Origin of the sequence: Flammeovirga pacifica (assembly GCF_000807855.2) — a bacterium.
In the GTDB taxonomy this organism is placed as follows: Bacteria; Bacteroidota; Bacteroidia; order Cytophagales; family Flammeovirgaceae; genus Flammeovirga; species Flammeovirga pacifica.
This window is the reverse complement of record NZ_JRYR02000002.1, coordinates 1,253,683-1,274,519: the sequence shown is the minus strand read 5'-3', so window position 1 is coordinate 1,274,519 and position 20,837 is coordinate 1,253,683. Positions and strand designations below refer to the sequence as shown.

The window sequence follows — 20,837 nt, the reverse complement described above, 5'->3', positions numbered from 1 at the left end:
TTTCGATTGATGTAATGTGTCCTTATAATGATAATTTAAAAAATTAAACTCTCTTATATATGAAATTAATAAGCCACTTATCTATCCTCCTAATTATAATACCTTTTACACTAATAGGTCAAACTGTAGAGAAAAGTACCATTGAAGATGTTACTGTTTTTACAAATGCTGCTCGTATTAATAGAACAGCCAATGCCTTTGTAAAAAAAGGAAATCATGAATTGGAAATCACCAATTTATCAAAGAATATCAAGGATGAATCTATTAGAGTAGAAGGCAACAATACATTTACTATTTTAAATGTAAGGTATGAAAAAGACTACATTACTGTAAAAGAGGAAAACGAGAAGCATCAATTATTAAAAGAGAAAATTGATGTATTACAAGAGCAAATCAATAAATTGAATTTAGATCTCACCATTGTATCAGAAGAACTATCTTTCTTAAAGGAAAATAAAAAAATAAATTCTACTTCATCAAGCTCATCAGATTTTCAACAATACATGGTCTTGTATGGAAATCAATTAAAAAAGTTGAGTACTTCAAAATATTCTATTGAGAAAGAGCTCAAAGTACTGAAAGAGGATTTGAAAGTGCTTCAAAATCAATTGAGAAGAGGAGGTAGAAATACCAATAAATATCAAGGGAAAATTATTGTAACTTATGAAAGTAGTGTGGCAAAAGAAATCCCGTTACACTTTTCTTATCAGGTATACGGAGCTAGATGGTACCCTACCTATGATATCAGAACTGCCAGTGCAGAATCTAAAGTAAATATTTCTTTTAAAGCCAATATTACTCAAAATACTGGTATAGATTGGGAAGGTGTGAAAATTAAATTATCGACTGCAAAACAACATGTTTCAGGAAATATACCTACACTTTACCCTAATTATATTGCTTATCAAAAAGATGTAGGACAGATGCTTCAAGATCAAGTTGCGGGTGTGGAAATTCAAGAGGAAGACGACATGGGATACCTCAAAAAATCATCTTTGAACGAAGTAGCTATGATTAGAGGCACATCTGTAAAGGACTCTAATCCCCCCTTGTATATAGTAGATGGTGTTCCCCAAAAGCATAATCCTAATTTACCACCTGAGGCAATTGAAGAAATTAATATATTAAAAGATGCTTCTTCTACAGCTATATATGGTTCAAGAGGTAGAAATGGAGTTATTTTAGTTAGTACCAAGAAGAATGGACAGTCTAATAAGTATAAAACATTAGCCAATAAAAACAGAACTGCTTTAGAGTTTACACTTGCCGATAAGCAAAACATATTATCAGATAATACGAAAAAAACAGTCATATTTAAACAAAATAAAGTGTCTGCAGATTTTGAATATAATAGTGTTCCGAAATTGTCTAAGTATGTATACCTCACTGCTATTTTAAAAGATTGGGAAGAGATACAATTAATGAGTGGACAAGCCAATATATTTTTAGATAATGCTTATGTCGGAAAGACAGATATTCAAACTAACAACCTATCAGATTCTTTAAATATATCTTTTGGTGTAGACAATTTTGTTTCTGTGGATCGAGAAAAACTGAACAAATACGAAGAGAAGAAAACAATAGGTTCTTCTCAGAAATTAAACGAATCATTTAAGATCACTTTAAAGAATAATAAATCAGAAGAGATTACTTGTAATCTTTTAGATCAAATTCCAGTTTCTGAAAGAAAAGAAATTCAAGTAGAAATAATTGATTTATCAGGAGGGAAATTAAATAAGAATACAGGAGAGGTGAAGTGGGAAGTGACACTAGCTCCTAAAGAAATTAAAGAGGTAGTGATAAGGTACAGTGTTAAATATCCAAAGGATAAAAAAATAGAGCTGTAATTATTATAGATTTATAAATGGAAAAGCACGAATAGCCTCACTCTCCAAATAGGCTATTCGTGCTTTTTTTATGGTGCTAAAGTATATTTAGGTTGATACTTAAATATCCCATTGACAGGATCTACTAAATCATGGTTAAAGATGACCAATTCAAAAGTGGAGTCTACTGTTTCGTGAGTGAATTCTATTTGCGGTATGTATTGAGGTTTGTGATTTTCAGCCCTCCATTGTGCTTGATTTCCACTTGTATTTAATTGTTCTACTTTAAATACAAATAAGCTTTGAAGCCCATTACTTTCTTCTACTTGACTTTTTGATAAGACTTTTCCCTTAAGGGTGATTTTCTTGTATTGATAATCGGAAAACACTTTTATTCTCTGTTCTCCGAATACATGCATTATACTATCTTCATTTTCTGAATGTGAAATGTATTCGAAAGTATTGTCATCGAATATTTTTAATTCCGAAGCTCCATTAGAAAAATAGGTGTGGTATTGTTCTTTTATTGTTTGATGAGATGATGGAAGAACGTCTTCTTTTTTGGTACATGAAAAAAATGTAGCCATTGAAATAACGATCAATAAAAAATGTTTCATTGAAATAGGTTTAATGATGAATAGTTGAGAGTGTTATTATTTATAGATTGAATTATCTTATTACGATAACATTGTGCAAAAGATAATTTGTTTTTGCTTTGTTAACATTTTTTACCCTTGAATTGGGTAATATAAGCACGACTATGAAGTTGTTATTTTGATAAATTACTGATTACGACACACTATGCGTATTTATTTGTACCTCTTCCTTTCAGTTTTTCTTTTTTCTTGTACCAATGCGAAAAAGGAAAACTTTAGTGCTCCTTTGTTACCTAAAGACTATATAATCAAGAAATTTCAAAACCACGATATTATTCTTTTAGGCGAAGAACATGGTGTAAAAGAAAATATAGAATTTATCCAAAGTATTATTCCAAGTTTATATAAAAACGGAATTTATTATTTAGGAATGGAATTCGGTGCTTATGAAATGCAAGAAGAATTAGACGAACTATTAGTAGCAGATGAATATGACCCACAAAAAACGAAGGATATTTTTTTCTATTATAATGTAGGATGGGCTTTTCTAGAATATCATGAAATCTATCATAAAGTATGGGAGTTTAATCAGACCTTATCTTCACAACAAAAGAAGTTTAGAATAATCAATTTAAGCTATAAGTTTCATTGGGATAAATTTGATATGGAACATCAAAAAGAGAGTTTAGATGAAGTATTTAACTTAGGTGAAATTGATTCTTTTAGAAGCGAAATCGTTCAAAAGGAAATCATTGATAAAAAAGAAAAAGCATTGTTATTGGTTGGCACACCACATGCTTTTTCAAAATTTACGCATGATGTTCAAAAACCAATAAAAGATCCTAATTGTCCTTTTGTAGATATCTATCTAGGAAATAGGTTGTATGATATGTTAGGAGATAAAGTATTTACGATTTTATTTCATCAAGCATTCTATGGTTATAAAGATAACGGATACAAAAGCAGTACCCCTGCAGATGGTAAATTAGTTGAAATGATTCAAAAAAGACATATCGGAAAGATTGGTTTTGATGTTTCAGGGGTCATCGGAAATCTACCCGATCATAGTTCATTAGGATTTTGTCAGGAGAATGTAAAATTAAGGGATATTTGTGATGGGTATATTTATTTAAAACCATTGAAAGAATTATCTGCCTGTACTATCGATGCATCTTTTTATAGTGGCAGGGATTATAAGACAGAGGTGTACCCATTTATTCCAGACCCCAATTGGAATACACCACCAGAGACATTGAAAGAATATCTGCAAAATATTCATGATTATGTATCCATTGAAAAAAGATATGGAGGCTTATAAAATGCATTATCTCTTTACGATCAATTCAAAAAAAAACCACTCCTCAAAGAAGGAGCGGTTTTAACAATTTTAGTTATCATCTATTAAACTTATCGCTTAATAAACTTTCCAAAGTGTGATAGTTCACCATCAATAAGTAGGGAGTAAATATAAATTCCTGATGGTAGTGTAGAAGCATCATAAACTAATTCATGACGACCTCTATTCATATGACCGGCATCCATTGATTCCATTTGAACGCCTTGTAAGTTATGAATGATCAAGCTAACATTACCTGATATTTGTGCATCGAATGCAAATGTAGTTTGCGTAAGAACAGGGTTAGGATATACTGTAATTGATGATTCTTTTGGTGAAGGTAAAGTAGAAGTGATATCATCATCTTCGGCTTTAACTTCAACAGAAATCATAGCAATTGTAGTTAAACCATGTACATCTGTAGCCATCATTGCTACTTCTGATATACCGACAGTAATTGCAGAGAAAGCAAACTGACCATCAGACAATCCAACTAAGACAACACCGTTTCCAGAGTCAGCAATTTGATAAGTAAGTGCATCACCATCCACATCACCAAAGATCTCAGAAGGGTCTTGATAGTGAACATCTCCAATAGTTAATTCAATATCAGAGGCTTCTTTAATATGAGGAGGTTGATTAACATGTATCACATTTACATTCAAAATACCTTCTGAAGTTGTACCATGTTCATCTTCTCCCAAGAAAGATAAAACATATTCGCCAGCATGTGTGTGGTCTGGAGTAAAGGTGATATATACCGTGTCATTTTCCACTTTATATGAACCAATATCACTTAAGCCATCTACTGTTACTGTATACTCGTCGCCTTCGATCTCTTCAATTGCAACTGATAACATTGTAGTGTCATTTTCATACACCATAAAAGTGGTATCGCCTAATTGGAATTGTGGACCTTGGTTAACGTGCATTGAAGTATAGAATGAAGTCCCTTCATGGTTAGGATCATTAGAAAGGATGGTCACTTTAGCGGCATAATCAGCATATGCTTTTGCATACTTTGCGTCATAACTTAACGTCAATTCTGTAGACTCAGCTATTGGTGTGCTACCTTCTTTTTGATCTATTGACAACCATATCCCTTCTTGAGCAGTTTTAGCCATAGCTCTTACCATGTAGCCTTTTTTCTCAAATTGAGGTGAAGCTGTGATATCTTCCCATCCATTAGATGTAGGTACAAAGAATGTATTCTCTAAACGCTCACTTACATCTGCAATACCTTGTGGATATTCCATTCCTGTTGGATAAGTAATTGCCACGAAGATTTGCTGACCAGTATAGAAACTGATTGTTTTTTCTAAATCAAAAGTCATCATCTGACCATTATCAGGCAGTTCTTCTTTGTTGTAAGCAACTGTTTTTTCAATTAATTTCACAGGCTTTTCGATAGATCCACCTAAAATAGTAATCACTACTTCTTCATTTTGAACAAGTCCTTTAGGAGTCATCCATGTAGCAACATGTGATAAATCAAATCCTTCTTCAGGAGTTGTAAATGTAGTAATAGTGGTTAGAGAAGCACTACCATAACCAATAGAAGAAGAAGGTGTCTCTTGTTGATCATAAGATAATACCTCATGATAATCAGCAGGATCTATTGCTGTGTAAGTAGCAGGAATTGGAGCAGATGCAGCCTCTGCTAATAGTTGTCTACTTGATGTAGCAAAAGAAGTTTTTGCTAATGGCTCAGTATCTTCTTGAGGGATTTTACCATCAATAATATACTCCACAATCACATTCCAATCTAATGAAGATTTACCCTCGTTATTATTGAAAGAGAAACTATACTCATCTGTATGATCAGGCTTGTTGGCATCAACATGAATATCTTTAACGATAGGCATATCGAATTGTGCAGGCTCATAGAAATTAGCTTTTACAGTAAATACATGCTCTTCACCATCTATCATAAAGGTGATAGATTTTTCCATCTTACCGGCTTCAAGTGGCATTAATGTAATTCTAGCTTCAAGTTCTTCACTAGGAGCAATATTAGGATTGACGTAATGGTATTCACCTTCTACTTGAATGATATCACCAAAACAACCACCCCAAGGATCAGGAGCACCGTCACAGATTTCTTTCCATTTGAAAATAGTCTCTAGGCCGAACCACTGCATAGGCACTTCTTGAATTCCACTTTCTGCATTAATTAAATTAATATTTAATTCCATATTCAATGCATCGTCTGCAGAAATATTATCCTTTGTCATGTCTAAGTTACCTGTACCAACGTTCTTTAATGTGAATTCTTTTTGCATCCACATGTTTGGAGTATAAAGTACATCTCCTAAATCAATCACATCTTCAGACAGAGCAAATTCTGGAGTACCAATTACCGTTAATTCTACAGGAATAGAAATATGTTCTTTACCAGGAGTTTTATTGGTAAACTCTAAGTTATGATGGTAAGCACCTCCTAAAAGGTCTGTTGCATCTACTGTAAATGTAAACGTCTTTTCTTCTCCTACAGGAATGACTGTTTTCTTAGCAGGTACATATTCTACTACCAAACCGTCAGTAATGTAAGGACGATAGAAGTTATTGACTACACCATCTGAGGCATCTTTATTTTCTAACCCACAAGTAAAGTACTTATTAAATACATTTACAGCAGCCTGATCGATAGTTTTGTACTGCGTTCTAATCGTACCATTTTTATACAAAATAGTCTGTGCAGAAACATAACCACCTAATGAACCCCAGTTATGAATATATCTATTGTAAGTGATGATAAAACGATCTTCATCATGTTTTACCCAAATACCTTTTAATGGATGTTCATCGTAATAATCTTCTCCTGTAAGCGACCATAAAGAAGCGATAAAGTTATGAGGTTCAGCCTCTGCATTAGGAATGTCTAAAGCAAATAACGGAATAGGAACAGTAGGTTCTGTAAACGTCATGATACCGTTATATCCAATCCACATTTTATCGTAACCTTCTTCCCAGAATTCGAAAGTGAAAGGCAGGTCATAAGGTTCCCAAAGTAGATCTAAATCTTGCACAACTACTCTTGTCCAAGAATCGTCGATAGCTTCCCATTGGAATACTGGAGCATTAGGATCAATAGAACCATCTAATTGGTTTTTATTATCTCTCCAAGCATAAGTAAAGTCTTTAATTTCAGGAGAAGACATCGCCTCCATTGTAGACTCATATAACCAACCCGAACCATTAGGAATAACTTCTAAATCTGATTTTCCATCAGCATTACTTACCGTAATATTCAAAGTAGAAGTAGAACCCGCATCTAAAGAAAGTGCTATCGGAGATTGATCTAAACTAATCTGAGGTTCATCGATTACAGTAGCTGTTACTGTGAATTCAAATGTTTCACCTTCAGCATTTTCGAAAGTAATTTTATCAGAATAAACTCCTGTTGCCTCAGAATTAAGAATTACTTTTACAGTGGTACCTAAACGAGGAAGTAATTGGAAAGCAGATTTATTTACACTGAATTTAGTGTCAACTCCACCATCAATGGTTATAGAATTAAAATCTACTACTGCGGTACCATTGTTATTAAAGTTGATATTATGGATTTGCTCCGAAGTACGGAAAACAGTACCAAAATTAATTGTTTTTTCAGAGGTAGAAATATCTGCTACACCACCATCCATAATGTCTACATTAACGGTAAAGTGAGAGATTGGAGTTATTGGATCATTACTTTGGATGGCAATATTTTGAGTGTTTAATCCTTCAACTAAACCATCTGTTGTAACATCATAAGTAATTTCAATAGATTCTCCTACACCTATAACACCTTCTGTTTTTGATAAGTTAGAGATAATTTGAGGACCAGGGTGGTTGACTTTAACCATCACTTCAGTCCAATCATTTTCAAATAACTTTTCTGGCTTTTGGGTAAACTCATAGATGTAAAACCCGTCTTTTTTATCTGGAGATTCCACACCAACAAAAGGGTCTGTTGCTTGACTGTTTGCATATCCAATGTCTTTATAACGCATTTCGATATTACCATTATAATACAAGACTACTTGGAAGGTCATCGGATAATCAGAGCGGAAATTTTCTTGTTTAGGCACCATTTGCTCATATTGTGCCACTACACGGTCATCAAATTTTTTGTATAGAATTTTAGAGTTCAAACCCCAATCAAAATACTCATACATAAAGGCGATGTAACCATTAGAAGTGAAATTTCTACCTAACAAACTACCGAAAGAACCATTTACAGGATCTTTGTCATCTACTGCAATCATACCTACATGCGAAAGGTACATTTCAGTTACCAATGTATCATAAAATGGAAATTGGAAACCAAGGTCTACCTTTACAAAATCTAAGAAAGGGTTTGATTTGAAGTCATTAGAAAAGTCAATAACATCATCAGCTCCAACTAATTCATCCCATTTCCAATCTTCTGTATCAGGGGCATCCGTATCAATTCTATCCCATGAATAACCAAATTGATGTATTCCTTCAGTAAGTTGATTACTGTATTTTGGAATCACAAATTCTAGCGGGAAGTTACCATTATTACTAATTGTTACAGTACCGTTACCTTCTTCTCCAAGGTTATGGTGATGAGTAATAGTGGCAGGGGCAACGTCAATTTCTGATGGCTCAATACCAAAAGCAGTGATAGCAATTAAACGTTCCCACCCTTCATCGTTGAATAATCTAACGATGGCATTTTCATTACCGCCAACTGTTGGGGTATAATTTATTTTTAAATCTGTTGCTGACCTAGGTTGGAAGGTCGCAAACCATTTTTTACCATTTGAAAGCTCCCATGAAGAAGTATTAGGTATACTGAAATCTGATCCCTCTAGAGTGGTCAAATCAATGTGGATGTTCTTTTCTCCACCATATCCAAAGTTGTTGATAGTAACTACAAACTCTTTTTCAGTTCCTATTTTTACACTACCAACTTCTACAATGTTAGGAGTAACTACATTAGACGGGTGTTCATAGACATTAATAAAATATGGAGATCTTGCTTCGGGATTTTCAGTAGCATTAGAAGCAATTACAGTATTGATTTCTACATATCCATTGGGAACTTTAGTAGCATCGATTGTTAAAGTAACTTCTTGTTCTCCTACACCGTTAATTTCACCATTCTCTGGAGATAAAGTAACGATTTCACCATAGTGACGGTCTTTACTAACACCTGCCACACAGAAAGAATAACCACCAAAACCTAAAGCATTAGAAATAGGTTGCCATGTTTTTCCTTCATCAAAAGAGAACCACTGTAAGTTTTCTGCATCTTTAATATTTGCATTCGTAGGGTTGATACCAATAGGATATTGGTTACCTGAAGGAACTCTTACAATAATCCACATTACTTCTCCATAAGGAAAATAAATATGTTCGCCATGAGCAGCCTGTACACGATGTAAACCTGCAGACGTATCGTTCACCTTTTCTGAAAGGACTAATTTAGCTTGAGAAAGAATACTACCCATGTATACTTCAACAACCGCTTTCTCATTCGTGATTTGATTTAGGAATACTTCAATTTCAGTAAGGTTAAAACCTTCCTCATCTTCAATAACAAAAGCAGAAGCTGTAGTATTAGAAATTGATAAGTCTTCTTCTCCAACGACAATACTTGCATAAATGCCATCTACATATTCTAGGTATTTGTTTTCGTAAGGTTGTAGAATACTCGGATCTTCTTTTACTGAAAATACTTCGGGAGTAATTTTTTTCTCGAAGCTGATATTTCTTTCACCTGTTTTTACATTACCCACAGTAGGAACACTATAGTAAGCCGATTTAAACTGATATTTATTTCTTGCAAACCCATTCCATTTAAGGATACCCTCAGAATTATTTTTGATAATATGTGTATGCTCAATAACATTGTTTTGAGAAGTATAAACCGATAAATAAGTAGTATTCGTTGGCACTTCAATATCAGGACCAAGATTAGTTGCAGTAGATACAGTTTCACTTAATTCAGAAGAATTTCCCCAACGATCATAAGATCTAACAGCAAAAGAATATGAAGTTTCTTCTTTTAGTCCTTTAACTTCTACTTCGTAAGCAGTGTTAGCAGTACTATCATTAAAGAAAATGACAGAGGTAGCTGTTGCTTCATTAAAATCTCCTTCGTGGTATAAAACTTCAAATTTTGAAGGTTGACCATCGTCTTCATCAGTTGGAACGGTCCAGCCTAAACGGATAAAATTATTTGTAGCACCTTTCACTACTAAATCATCAATTTGAATAGGAGCGTTACCTGAGTTTTCGATAACAGCTAATCCTGCATCAATTAACCCATGTCCTAATTTCCCTACGAAATTAGGGTTAGCACTATCAATATTTCTTGAAGAAGCAGTTAACTGATTCCATAAAACATCTGGTGTCATCTTGTCACCACCCATAGTAGAAAGAATAAGAGCAGCTACACCAGATACATGTGGACAAGCCATTGATGTACCTTGTAGGAAACCATAACTATTATTTGGTAAAGTAGAAAGAACTCCATTTTGAGATCCCATAGAAATATCACCACCAGGAGCAGTAATATCAATCCATCCACCATAATTAGAATAATAGGCTCTTGTTTTATTCGGACCTGTAGAGGCCACTGCCATCACATTTTCATAGTAACCAGGGTACATTTGCGCATCAATATTGGAGTTACCCGAAGCAAAGATCACAAGACCACCTTTCATTGGAGAACCTTCATAATCACCAGCTTCTGCAATAAAATAATCAATAGCATCTAGCACTGCTTGTTCATAGGCTCCAGCAGAAGTATATCCCCATGAGTTTTGAGAGATGACTGCACCATTGTTAGCCGCATAAACATAAGAAGCTGCCGTATTATTATTCGGTCCGCCAATCATTTGAAGCGACATGATACGTACACCATCACCAGAACCTGTACCACCTGCAATACCTGCAACACCTTTCTCATTGTTGGTTACCGCACCAATAGTACCGGCAACGTGTGTTCCGTGTTCTTGTGCATCTACAGCACCTCTATTGTAAGCAAAGTTGTAACCGTGTACATCATCTATGTAACCGTTTCCATCACTATCCACACCGGGCTCGCCATTTAATTCGGCTTCGTTTACCCAAAGGTTATCTTTAAGGTCTTCATGATTAATATCTACACCTTCATCGTGTACAGAAACAATCACATTGCTTGTACCTTGTGTAGTTTTCCATGCTTCTAATAACTGTATACTAGCATCAGCAGACCAACCACTTTTCTCACCGTCGTTATGGTAGTGCCATTGTTGAGAAAATAAAGGGTCATTGGTAGTAGGTGTATCTTCCTCATTAAAGAAAGCAGCAGTTTCTAAAACTTTTGCTGTACCTCTATCAATAATATGTTTCTCTAATCTAGGTTCTGCAATCTCAATAGCATCTACTTGGTAAAAACTATTGACCACCATTTGAGGATCTACATGAGCATCAACTTCAATTTCAAACCATAAATGCAAACCATGTCGTTGCAATTTGTGTTCATTACGTGCATCGTAAGGAAATACCCTTTTCATGTTGTGTGCATGAAATTGTTGTGCTGTAGCATCAAAGTCAGCTACTCCAATTTTACTCACTCCGGAGGTGTTCATTGGAGCAACAGAAAGTGCTGATTGAGTCTGAGGTTTGAATTTTACCCGCAGGTAACCTTTCGCTACACCATTACTTGTGTAGCGCATTGGAGCTGGATTGTTTTGTGCATTTCCTTCGTGTATAGGTACGAGCCCTAGACAACAAAGAAGAATAAGCACATAAGTTTGTAGCTTTTTCATCATTGCGATTTTTTAATAATTGAATCAGTAGAAGAGGCTAGTTTTCCATATAGCTTCTTGAGTACGTCAATCTCCTTCTTGCGTACCTCTATTAATTTTAAAAGAGATTCCTTGTCATCGGAATACTCAGTTTTTTTGTTTGTCGGCATGACGTGGAAGTTTAGGCCAACGATAATTACAATGTTACTCAGACTTTAAATGAATCTTAATAATGTAGTAGTGCTATAAGGGTGCTATAGGGGGTGCTACATTAATGCTACATTCTTCTTTTTTGATATTTAACTTGTTGGTAATTAGTTTTTTGTATTGTAGTAATGTGTTGGTTTAATAAAAGAATGATTAATGCATTTATAGTAGTAAATCAACGATGTATGTATCATTCTTTATAGAATTTTTTATCATAAAAGGACGGGTAAACAATGTGATTTAAACATTGATGAATGAAAAAGACATTGTGTTAGCTTAGAAAAGTAGTTTTCTTAAAAATGAATAAGTATTCATAAATCATATAACATATAATAGTATCAGAATTTCTTCCCATTCGATCTTGACGCAAATGACTTTATTATGATCTTACAATATGCGATAAAGGGTAAACAAAAGGAATAAAATTGGAAATAGTAGCGTCTTCCAATTAGTACATATCTTGTACTTCTTGAACGGTTAAAGCACCACTATCAAATTTACTTAAGAATGTTTGAAAGTCAATATCAGAATTGATCAAACCTAATTTTTTACGTAAACGGTATCTGGCCACCTGAATAGATTTAACACTTTGATGAGTAATATTTGAAATATCTTTAGTGCTTAAGTTCAACTTTAGAAAAGCACATAATTTCTTTTCATTAGGAGTTAGGTTAGGAAATTCTTGTTGTAATTGATCAAAGAAATGATGATGAACTTGTTCAAATCTCACTTCCAATTCTTTCCAGATTTCATCTGATCCAGATGTTTGTAAATTATAGACAATCGATCGAATCTTTTTACGACTATCAGCATTCATTTGAGGATCATCAAGCTGCATCAATTGTTCTGATACATTATTGATGAGTTCATTTTTTTGCATTAAGTGCATGACATTGGTCGTAAGTTCCTTGTCTTTAAAAGCAACATCGGATTGTAGGGCTTGATTGTGTTCTTCTATTCTTAACTGCACTGTTTCCATTAGTTCTTTTTCCATTTTTGCCTTCTCTTCATTTTGCTTGGCATTAATGGCTTTCAACATTTGCATTCTATAAAGAAGTACAGAAATTACGATAAATAAAATCATGAAAATAAGCACTCCAATAAGAATATTTTGCTGATCTTCTTTTTCGTTTTTTAATAACTGTTGCTCTAAAGCCAATTGATGATTTTTTTCTATAAAATCAACAGTTTTAATATGAGAGTTATTCTTTAATTGATCTTCTGTTTCTTTGAACTTGATATGATACTCTAAAGCTTTATCAAATGATTTTTGAGAACGGTGAAACTGAAAAAGATTATTATAGACATTTACTAAATCTTGATAAGCTTTAAGAGATAAAGCAATTTTTTCAGCTTTTAAATAATTCAATTCAGCTTGTCTAAAGTCATTTTCTTTTAAATGAATTTGAGCAAAAGCCAATAACGAATTGATCTGCCCTGAATGATCATCCGTGAGCTTTTTAATATTGTAGGATTGATTGAAGTAATGAAAAGCAGAATCAATACTATTACTCTTTAAATATTGATTACCTAAATTATGCAAAGCTCTGCCTTTTAAAGTAAGCTGATGGTCTTCTTTACATAATTCGATTACCTCTTTAAATTGCTGAATTGCCTGCTGTGACTTCCCAATTTCATCAAATAGATTAGCCTGATTTAAAAGGATATTCGGAATGAGGTATTCGCTTTCTGATAAAAGATAGGCTTGTTTTAAAGCTTCTTTATATACATTTTCAGCTTTGAGGTATTCTTTTTCCATTTGATAAAGCGTTCCCAAATTGATTAAAGCTTTTGTTCTACCAGCACTATATTTAAGTTTTAGAAATATCTGATCTGCCAAATAATAATCATTTCTGGCATCGGCATATCGGCCCTGTACCATATTTAAATTACCCTTTTGATGGTATAATTTTCCTAAAAATAAGGTAGGAGCATCTGTCGTATTTTGAAAGATATAAGTATCAACCAAGCGCAATGCTTGAAGTAAATCTTTTGAACCAATTTCCTCTATTTTATCTAATTGTTTTTCTTCTTCTAAAGTTAGGATTAAAGAATTTGAAGCAATCAGATTTTGAGCAATGACAGTTAATACAGTAAGCGTTAGTAATATAAATTTTTTCAATTTTAATCGATGGGTTTAGTTTAATTTCAAACATAATGTAATATTATTAATTTTCAAAATAGTCTAATTTTTTTTAAACTTATAAATGACATACTAACTATTTTTAAATTACTGGATTTTCAACATTTTTATTCGGATAAAAAGTCAAGTCTCTCTTCAATGATATAATTCGAATTTTTATTCATCAAATTTTAATTATATTTGGAAGACACTATAATTTTTAGACTACAATGAAATGAACTCTTTAGAAGAAAGAGAAAATGACTTTTAAACTTCAAAAGTTTATTAACAATGAATAGAAAGATTTTTTTTAAACTATTTACATTAGTTATTTTTTTGAATGTTTACTTTATATCTACTTTACTTGCATCTAACAATGATCCTTTTTTATTTAAAAGAATAAGTAATAAGGAGGGATTGAATCAAAATTCAATTTATTCTCTTGTTCAAGATGATCTGGGATTTATTTGGATGGGTACGCCCAATGGTTTGATAAAGTATGATGGTAATGTATTTACAACATATCAACATCAATTAGGTAACAAAAAGACTTTATTAGATAACTTCATTAAGGTTCTTTACAAAGATAAAAAAGGTAATATTTGGATAGGTACGAGCAAAGGTATTTGTGTTTATTTGATTGATGAAGATAAATTCATACCAATCCAAAGTTTTAATAAGCTAGTACAAAACTCAGTATTAATACATACAATAGCTGAAAATAATGGGGTATGGTTAGCTACTTCATTAGGGCTATTTCATTTAAAAGAAGAGGTAGGTAATTATCAATACAGTGTTCAAAATTTAGAGGGTCATAATAAAATTAGACCCAACCAACATTTTAGTGATGTCATTGTTTTAGAAGATCACACTTTGTTGGCAAGTAGTAGAAATAGTATTTTTCATCTAAAAATAGAAGAGAATAGTAAGGTTAGCGTAATTCACTCCATCGGAAACATTGAAAAGAAGAATTTAAATATTAGAGATCTTTATCAAGATGCAAAAGGAGTTATATGGGTGGGTGGTTTGAACTTTCTAGAATGTTTATCTATCCAAAAAACATCCAATAAATATAGTTATCAATGGAAGGAAGGTCCTCAATTGCAATTACTATCTGGAAGTTTAAAGAAATTAAGCATAATGCATATCTTCGGAGACGATAATGGTGAAAATATTTGGATTGGTACAAATAGAAAAGGGTTGTTTACATGGTCAAAATCCAAGAAAGAACTTAAAAATTATACACCTGAACCTAATAATCTTCGAAGTCTGAGTAGTTATTATGTGAATGATTTTATTTTAGATAAAACGGGAGTTCTTTGGATTGCAACAGCACAGGGAGGGATTAATAAAGTGGATTTATATAGAAAACCATTTTATTCGCTTACGGCTAATGATTTTAATAAAAAAGGTCTTTCAGGTAATTTAATCAATGATATTTTCATTGATTCCAAACAAAGAATTTGGATTGGGACATTTCAGAATGGAATGAATGTTTCTGAACGTGCTTTCAATTTATCCGATATTGAAAAAACAAATTTTAGACATTTATTGGGAAAGCAAAGAGTATTTTGTTTTCTCGAAATCAATCAACAATTATTGATTGGTACGAATAAAGGGTTTCAATTATACGATATTAAAAATGATAAACTCGTAAACTTGACAGATGATCACCCTCTAAGTAGAGAGAGATTTACCGAAGGAGTATTAAATCTCTTACATTATAAAAATCAGATTTGGGTAGGTACCCATAAAGGGTTAAGACGCATAAGTTTTACGACTACTTCACACGATTTAATTAAAGGAAACCTTCATCTTGAAAAAATAGAGAATATATCTAAATCTTCTATTCAATTATCTAATTCAGCAATAAATACAATGATGTATGAAGAGTCCAGAGGGTTATGGATAGGAATAGATAAAGGTCTATTCTTATTAGAAAGTGATGGGGAAGCATACAAGGTAAGTAATTATTCTTTTAACGAAAATGAGCAAAATAGTCTATCCAATAATCGTGTTTTTTCAATATTTAAAGATAAAAGTAACGGCAATATTTGGGTAGGTACTTACGGGGGTGGTCTAAATAAAATGTTATTTGATAGCGAACAGAATATTATTGGTTTTGACCGAATTACAGAGGAAGATGGTCTGTTCAATAATGTTGTATATGCTATCCTGAAAGATACTAAAGAAAATTTATGGTTGAGTACTGATGCGGGTATTTGCAAGTTTAACCCCGAAAAGAAAGAATTCAAAAAATACAATATGGGAGACGGTTTGTCTGCCAATAATTTCAGGAAAAATGCGAGTTTTCAAACTAAAAATGGAATAATATTATTGGGTGGGCTTAATGGACTTACCGCATTTTCTCCCAATAAAATTATTAAAAACCCATATCCATCTTATCCAATCATTACAGATTTTAAAATTTTTAATGAATCGATAAAACCTCAAAAATCGTATTACAACCAAGTTATATTAGAAAAATCGATCTCTCATACCAAGAAGCTTGTATTACCACATGATTTAAATCAGTTGACATTTGATTTCTCTGCTATGCATTATGCAACTCCAGAAAAAAATACTTTTGGTTATAAACTAGAGGGGATTGATAAAGAGTGGACGTATGTAGATAATCAACACCGATCTGTCAATTATACACAATTGCCCTTTGGAAAATATACCTTAAACCTTAAAGGTTTTAATGGAGATGGTGTAGGAAGTCAGAGTGTGCGGAAATTGGAAATAGAAATTCTAAGACCTTTCTATAAAACGTATTATGCTTATTTATTCTATTTTTTAGTCGTTTGTTTACTGATTTATTTAGTATTTAAATACCTGAAATTTATTGTAAGGTTAAGAAACAAAATAGAAATTGAAAAAAGAGAAAAGAATCATGCTAAAGAAATCAATGAAGCGAAATTAAAGTTTTTTACTGATATCAGCCATGAATTCAGAACACCGTTGACTTTAATGGTTAGCCCTTTAGAAAAAATCATCTATGACGATAGATTACACTCAGAATTAAAACCTATTCTTTCAAACATAAATACAAACGGACAACGATTAATTAGCCTTACCAACTCTCTTATTGATTTTAGAAAATTAGGACAAGGACAGGTAAATCTTTCTGTTTCAAATGATAACCTCGGTAGATTCATAGAGAAAACATCAAAAGCTTTTGTTGATTATGCAAAAGAAAAAAATGTAAAACTTAATATTCATATTCCAAAAGAAGAAGTTATTGGGTGGTTTGATTCGGCTGTGATTGAGCGAATCCTTTTTAATTTACTTTCCAATGCTTTTAAGTTTACACCCGATAGAGGAAATATTAGTGTATACCTCACCAAAATAAAGGAAAACGAGATTTGCTTAGAAATCCAAGATACTGGGAAAGGGATGTCTCAGAAGGAGTTAAAGCAGATTTTTAAACGATTTTTTCAAGGTAAAGGACAACAAAAAACAGTTTTCGGTAGCAGTGGAATTGGTTTGTTTTTAGTGAATGAATTAGTCAATCTACATAAAGGAGAAATAAAAGTATTTAGCGAAGAAGGGAAAGGGACATCTTTTAAAATTTATTTACCCATTAATAAAGAAATATACAACGATTCAGAAATCGTTAATCAAGCCAAAAGTAACGGGTTTATAGATCAATCAATAGTAAAAGAACTTGAACCAAAATCATTGGTAGAAGCGAAGGATAAAAATGTAGGGAAAATTCTAGTCGTAGAAGATAATATTGAAATTCAAGCCTTAATAGAAAGTATTTTTAAGCAGAAATTTGATGTTTATATAGCTTCAGACGGTCAGGAAGGATTCCAAAAAGCGTTAGAAATAATACCTGATCTGATGATTGTGGATGTGATGATGCCGATTATGAACGGTTACGAATTAAGTAATCAAATTAAAAATGACCGTAGGACAAGCCATATTCCTCTTTTATTTTTAACTGCACTCAATGATTTTGATAATCGAAAAACAGCTTTTGAAGAAGGAGGTGATGTTCATATATCTAAACCATTTTCACCTTATTTATTAGAGCTTCAAGTCAATAATTTACTCGAAACAAAAAGGAAAGAGGCAGAGTATATCAGAAAGGTTTTACTTATGGAACCTGATAAACCTAAGCTTGAATCAAAGGAAGAAACGTTCTTACACTTCGTTAAAGAAACCTTAGAAAAAAATTATATTAATGATGCATTTAATGTAAAAGAGATAGCTGAAAAAATGGCAATGTCTTATGTGCAATTTTATAGAAAATTTAAGGCCTTAACGGGGTGTAATCCAAATGAATACCTAAGGGAATTTAGATTAAAAAAGGCAGCAGAGTTTTTAAAGAGTGACAAAGAGCTTTCAGTAAATAAAGTAATGTATGATGTTGGCTTCAATAGTCAGTCTTATTTTACCAAAGCTTTTAAGAAACAATATGGTATCACACCTGCTGAGTTTAAAAAAGATGAAAATATAACTACATGATAATCAATGGTTAGTCATAGTAGAGCAAGAGAGAGTAATTTTAAAGCTAAACCTTATTTTAAAATACCGCCTAATTGCAAGTGTAGATATTACATATAATATCATCTATTCTTTAACTATACACTTTAATATGAAGAAGTTTTTACTCATCTATTTGCAACTATATAGTCTAGTGGTTTTTTCACAAGCAGTGAATAACGAACTCACGGCTGTTTTTCCTGAGGCTAATGTACCACAACAAGGCAGTACACCTCTTGTTTTTACTGAAGAATATACTTCTTCTGAATCTGATTGGGCGATATCATGGGGAGAAAATAAGGTTTTTGACTGTTTACTAAAATACGATAGCCCTATCAATCCTAATTATTCCTATGAACTTAGAATTGGAAAAGGAGGACAAGTTTATTCTTTTATCACTTCTAAAGGAGAAACAATAGCTCCACAATGGAGAAACCCGAATTCTGCCAATGGTTTAGAATATGGACCTAACTACTCTCCTTGGGTAGATGACGTATGGCAGTTAGTCGCTGTTGATAAAAGTTTACATGACCCTGAAAATCATGAAAAATATTTTATACATCAAGCAGGTGTTTACCTGAAGGATCCTAACATGAACAATCAGCAACCTTTTTATTCGCCTCAAGTAGCTTCTTATTATGATGCAGCGAATGAGTCATATACAACAGTAAATTGGGGGCAACATGCACACGTTGATGAAAACTTAAAGGCGGGTTTTACTTCAGAAATATTGTATTATACACAGTATAAAAATATTGGCAACGGTATTATTCAAGTAGATTATTTGATCTACAATTTTGGAAACGATACGATGGATCATATCAATGCACCTTGGGGAGGGGTAAGGCGTTCTGCATATGATCATAATTTTATGTCCAATTCAGACAACTCCTATTCAGAAGTAGTGGGTAATTTCTCCACTTTACCAAATACAAAGTTTACAGAGACTAATGGTTGGGTCGCTTTTTCTACAAATCAGTCAGGAACAGGCCCAAGTATGGGGTTGATGGTAAATAACGCAAGTGGTTTAATGAGAGTAGGTGATGCTTCAGGTGGTGATAGTAGAGACTTTAGTGTTTATTCTGGTATCAAAAATGGTTTTAGCATTGATTTTGGAAAGATCTATCGAATTAGAAACTATTTTATTTTACAAAGTTCAGTTGCTCGAATCAGTGAAAAAGTAGAAATTTTACAGCTACAAGAAAGAACATTTTGTGATTTCGAATCAAAAACAGAAAATGAAGTAGGCAGTACACGTTATTTTTTCAATCAAGATGATTTAAAAATCACTACCCAACAAACCAATAATGACAACGGGCTTTTACTGAAACTGCAACCCTATAATGATGCTTATCCATTATTTAAAATCAATGGTTTAAATGCAAAAAATGAAGTTGAAACACGCATTACTTCAGATTTATATTCATTTTCTCAGTATCCATATGATGGCCATTTGAACGATATTCAGTTGTTAGGCTTTACTAATTCTAAAAAAGAAGTGACCTTGGAAACGGTTACCATTACAGCAGGAGGAAATTATACTTTCCCAGATGGCACAATACAAAATAATCTTACAGAAGAGGTGACTTATTTTAGTTCTTTGGGTACCGATGCCAATGGGTTAGAGCAAATGATACAAACAACAGTAAAAATACGTGAGGGGTATTTTATGTGGTATGAGAATAGTTCTAATATTGAGAAAATTGATTATTCTACTCATACAAATAGTATTTTCGCTACAGATATTTCCAATCCTTACACAGGTGGAGTGAACACAAATAGCATAGTAACACGTTTGATGAAGCCTGAAGAATCACAAAATCCAACGGTGACTTTTTCAATGCCAAAAATTACAGATTTAACTCATCTAAAAATTAAACTTAAAGCTTGTTTAAATACGTCTAATTTAGTGCCTTTTGGAGAAGAAAACGCAAACCAACGCTTTAGGGTAATATTGAGAAATTCAACACAAGGTGGTACAGGACAATTGGTGTCACTACATTATTTCACTAATAAAACTACTTGGGAAGAATTCACATCAGACTTTACTTCAAGTACTATTGCTCAAAATATAATTGACGCCGGAGGTTTTGATCAGTTATTGATCTACATGGATAATACAGATACAACACGTTTTAATACGTACTTTATTGATCAAATAAAGAGTACTATACAAGTCAATATCGTTAATGCACGAATGAAATTTGAGGAAGAATTACCTGAATCAAAATTAGTTTTATATCCTAATCCTGCAACAAAAACTTTTCAACTTACTGAGAAAGTAGAATCTGTCAAAATTTTTAATAAAAGCATGCAGCTTCTTAAAGTTTACAATCAGGATCAAGAGTTTTATGATATTTCAGATTTATCTAATGGACTATATATCCTTGAATTTACAGATTTAAATGGATTGACAAACAGATGTAAACTAATGAAACAATAAACAAAGTAATAGAAATGAAATTACTTATCAACAGAAATTAAAGAGAAAAATTCTTTTTATATAAA

7 protein-coding genes are annotated in these 20,837 nt (G+C 32.7%); 4 read left to right on the top strand and 3 right to left on the bottom strand.

The features are described 5' to 3' along the window. The first annotated feature begins 59 nt into the window (after positions 1–59). The gene (locus tag NH26_RS23670; RefSeq protein WP_044217111.1) at positions 60–1,847 is read left to right on the top strand and encodes a DUF4139 domain-containing protein; all 1,788 of its coding nucleotides are present in this window, start codon (positions 60–62) and stop codon (positions 1,845–1,847) included. 68 nt (positions 1,848–1,915) lie between these two features. Here NH26_RS23670 and NH26_RS23665 read toward each other — a convergent pair whose 3' ends face one another. Further along, positions 1,916–2,443, bottom strand: coding sequence for a hypothetical protein (locus NH26_RS23665; RefSeq protein ID WP_139263277.1), 528 nt, complete (start codon positions 2,441–2,443; stop codon positions 1,916–1,918). A 184-nt stretch (positions 2,444–2,627) separates the two neighbouring features. Here NH26_RS23665 and NH26_RS23660 point away from each other — a divergent pair, with 184 nt between their 5' ends. Next, positions 2,628–3,740, top strand: coding sequence for a hypothetical protein (locus NH26_RS23660; protein WP_052431690.1), 1,113 nt, complete (start codon positions 2,628–2,630; stop codon positions 3,738–3,740). An 89-nt stretch (positions 3,741–3,829) separates the two neighbouring features. Here NH26_RS23660 and NH26_RS23655 read toward each other — a convergent pair whose 3' ends face one another. Both NH26_RS23655 and NH26_RS23650 read right to left on the bottom strand, forming a co-directional pair. Beyond that, positions 3,830–11,527 carry a S8 family serine peptidase gene (locus tag NH26_RS23655; RefSeq protein ID WP_158022025.1) on the bottom strand — a complete coding sequence of 2,566 codons (7,698 nt, stop codon included), beginning with the start codon at positions 11,525–11,527 and terminating at the stop codon, positions 3,830–3,832. Between the two features lie 634 nt (positions 11,528–12,161). Beyond that, on the bottom strand, positions 12,162–13,835 hold the full coding sequence (locus NH26_RS23650; RefSeq protein ID WP_044217106.1) for a tetratricopeptide repeat protein: 1,674 nt from the start codon (positions 13,833–13,835) through the stop codon (positions 12,162–12,164). A 291-nt stretch (positions 13,836–14,126) separates the two neighbouring features. Between NH26_RS23650 and NH26_RS23645 the strand changes: the two genes are divergently transcribed. Both NH26_RS23645 and NH26_RS23640 read left to right on the top strand, forming a co-directional pair. After that, entirely contained in the window at positions 14,127–18,311 is a 4,185-nt protein-coding gene (locus NH26_RS23645) for a hybrid sensor histidine kinase/response regulator transcription factor (protein ID WP_044217104.1), read from the top strand. Positions 18,312–18,441: 130 nt separating this feature from the next. Continuing rightward, on the top strand, positions 18,442–20,772 hold the full coding sequence (locus NH26_RS23640) for a T9SS type A sorting domain-containing protein (protein WP_084812359.1): 2,331 nt from the start codon (positions 18,442–18,444) through the stop codon (positions 20,770–20,772). Positions 20,773–20,837 lie beyond the last annotated feature (65 nt).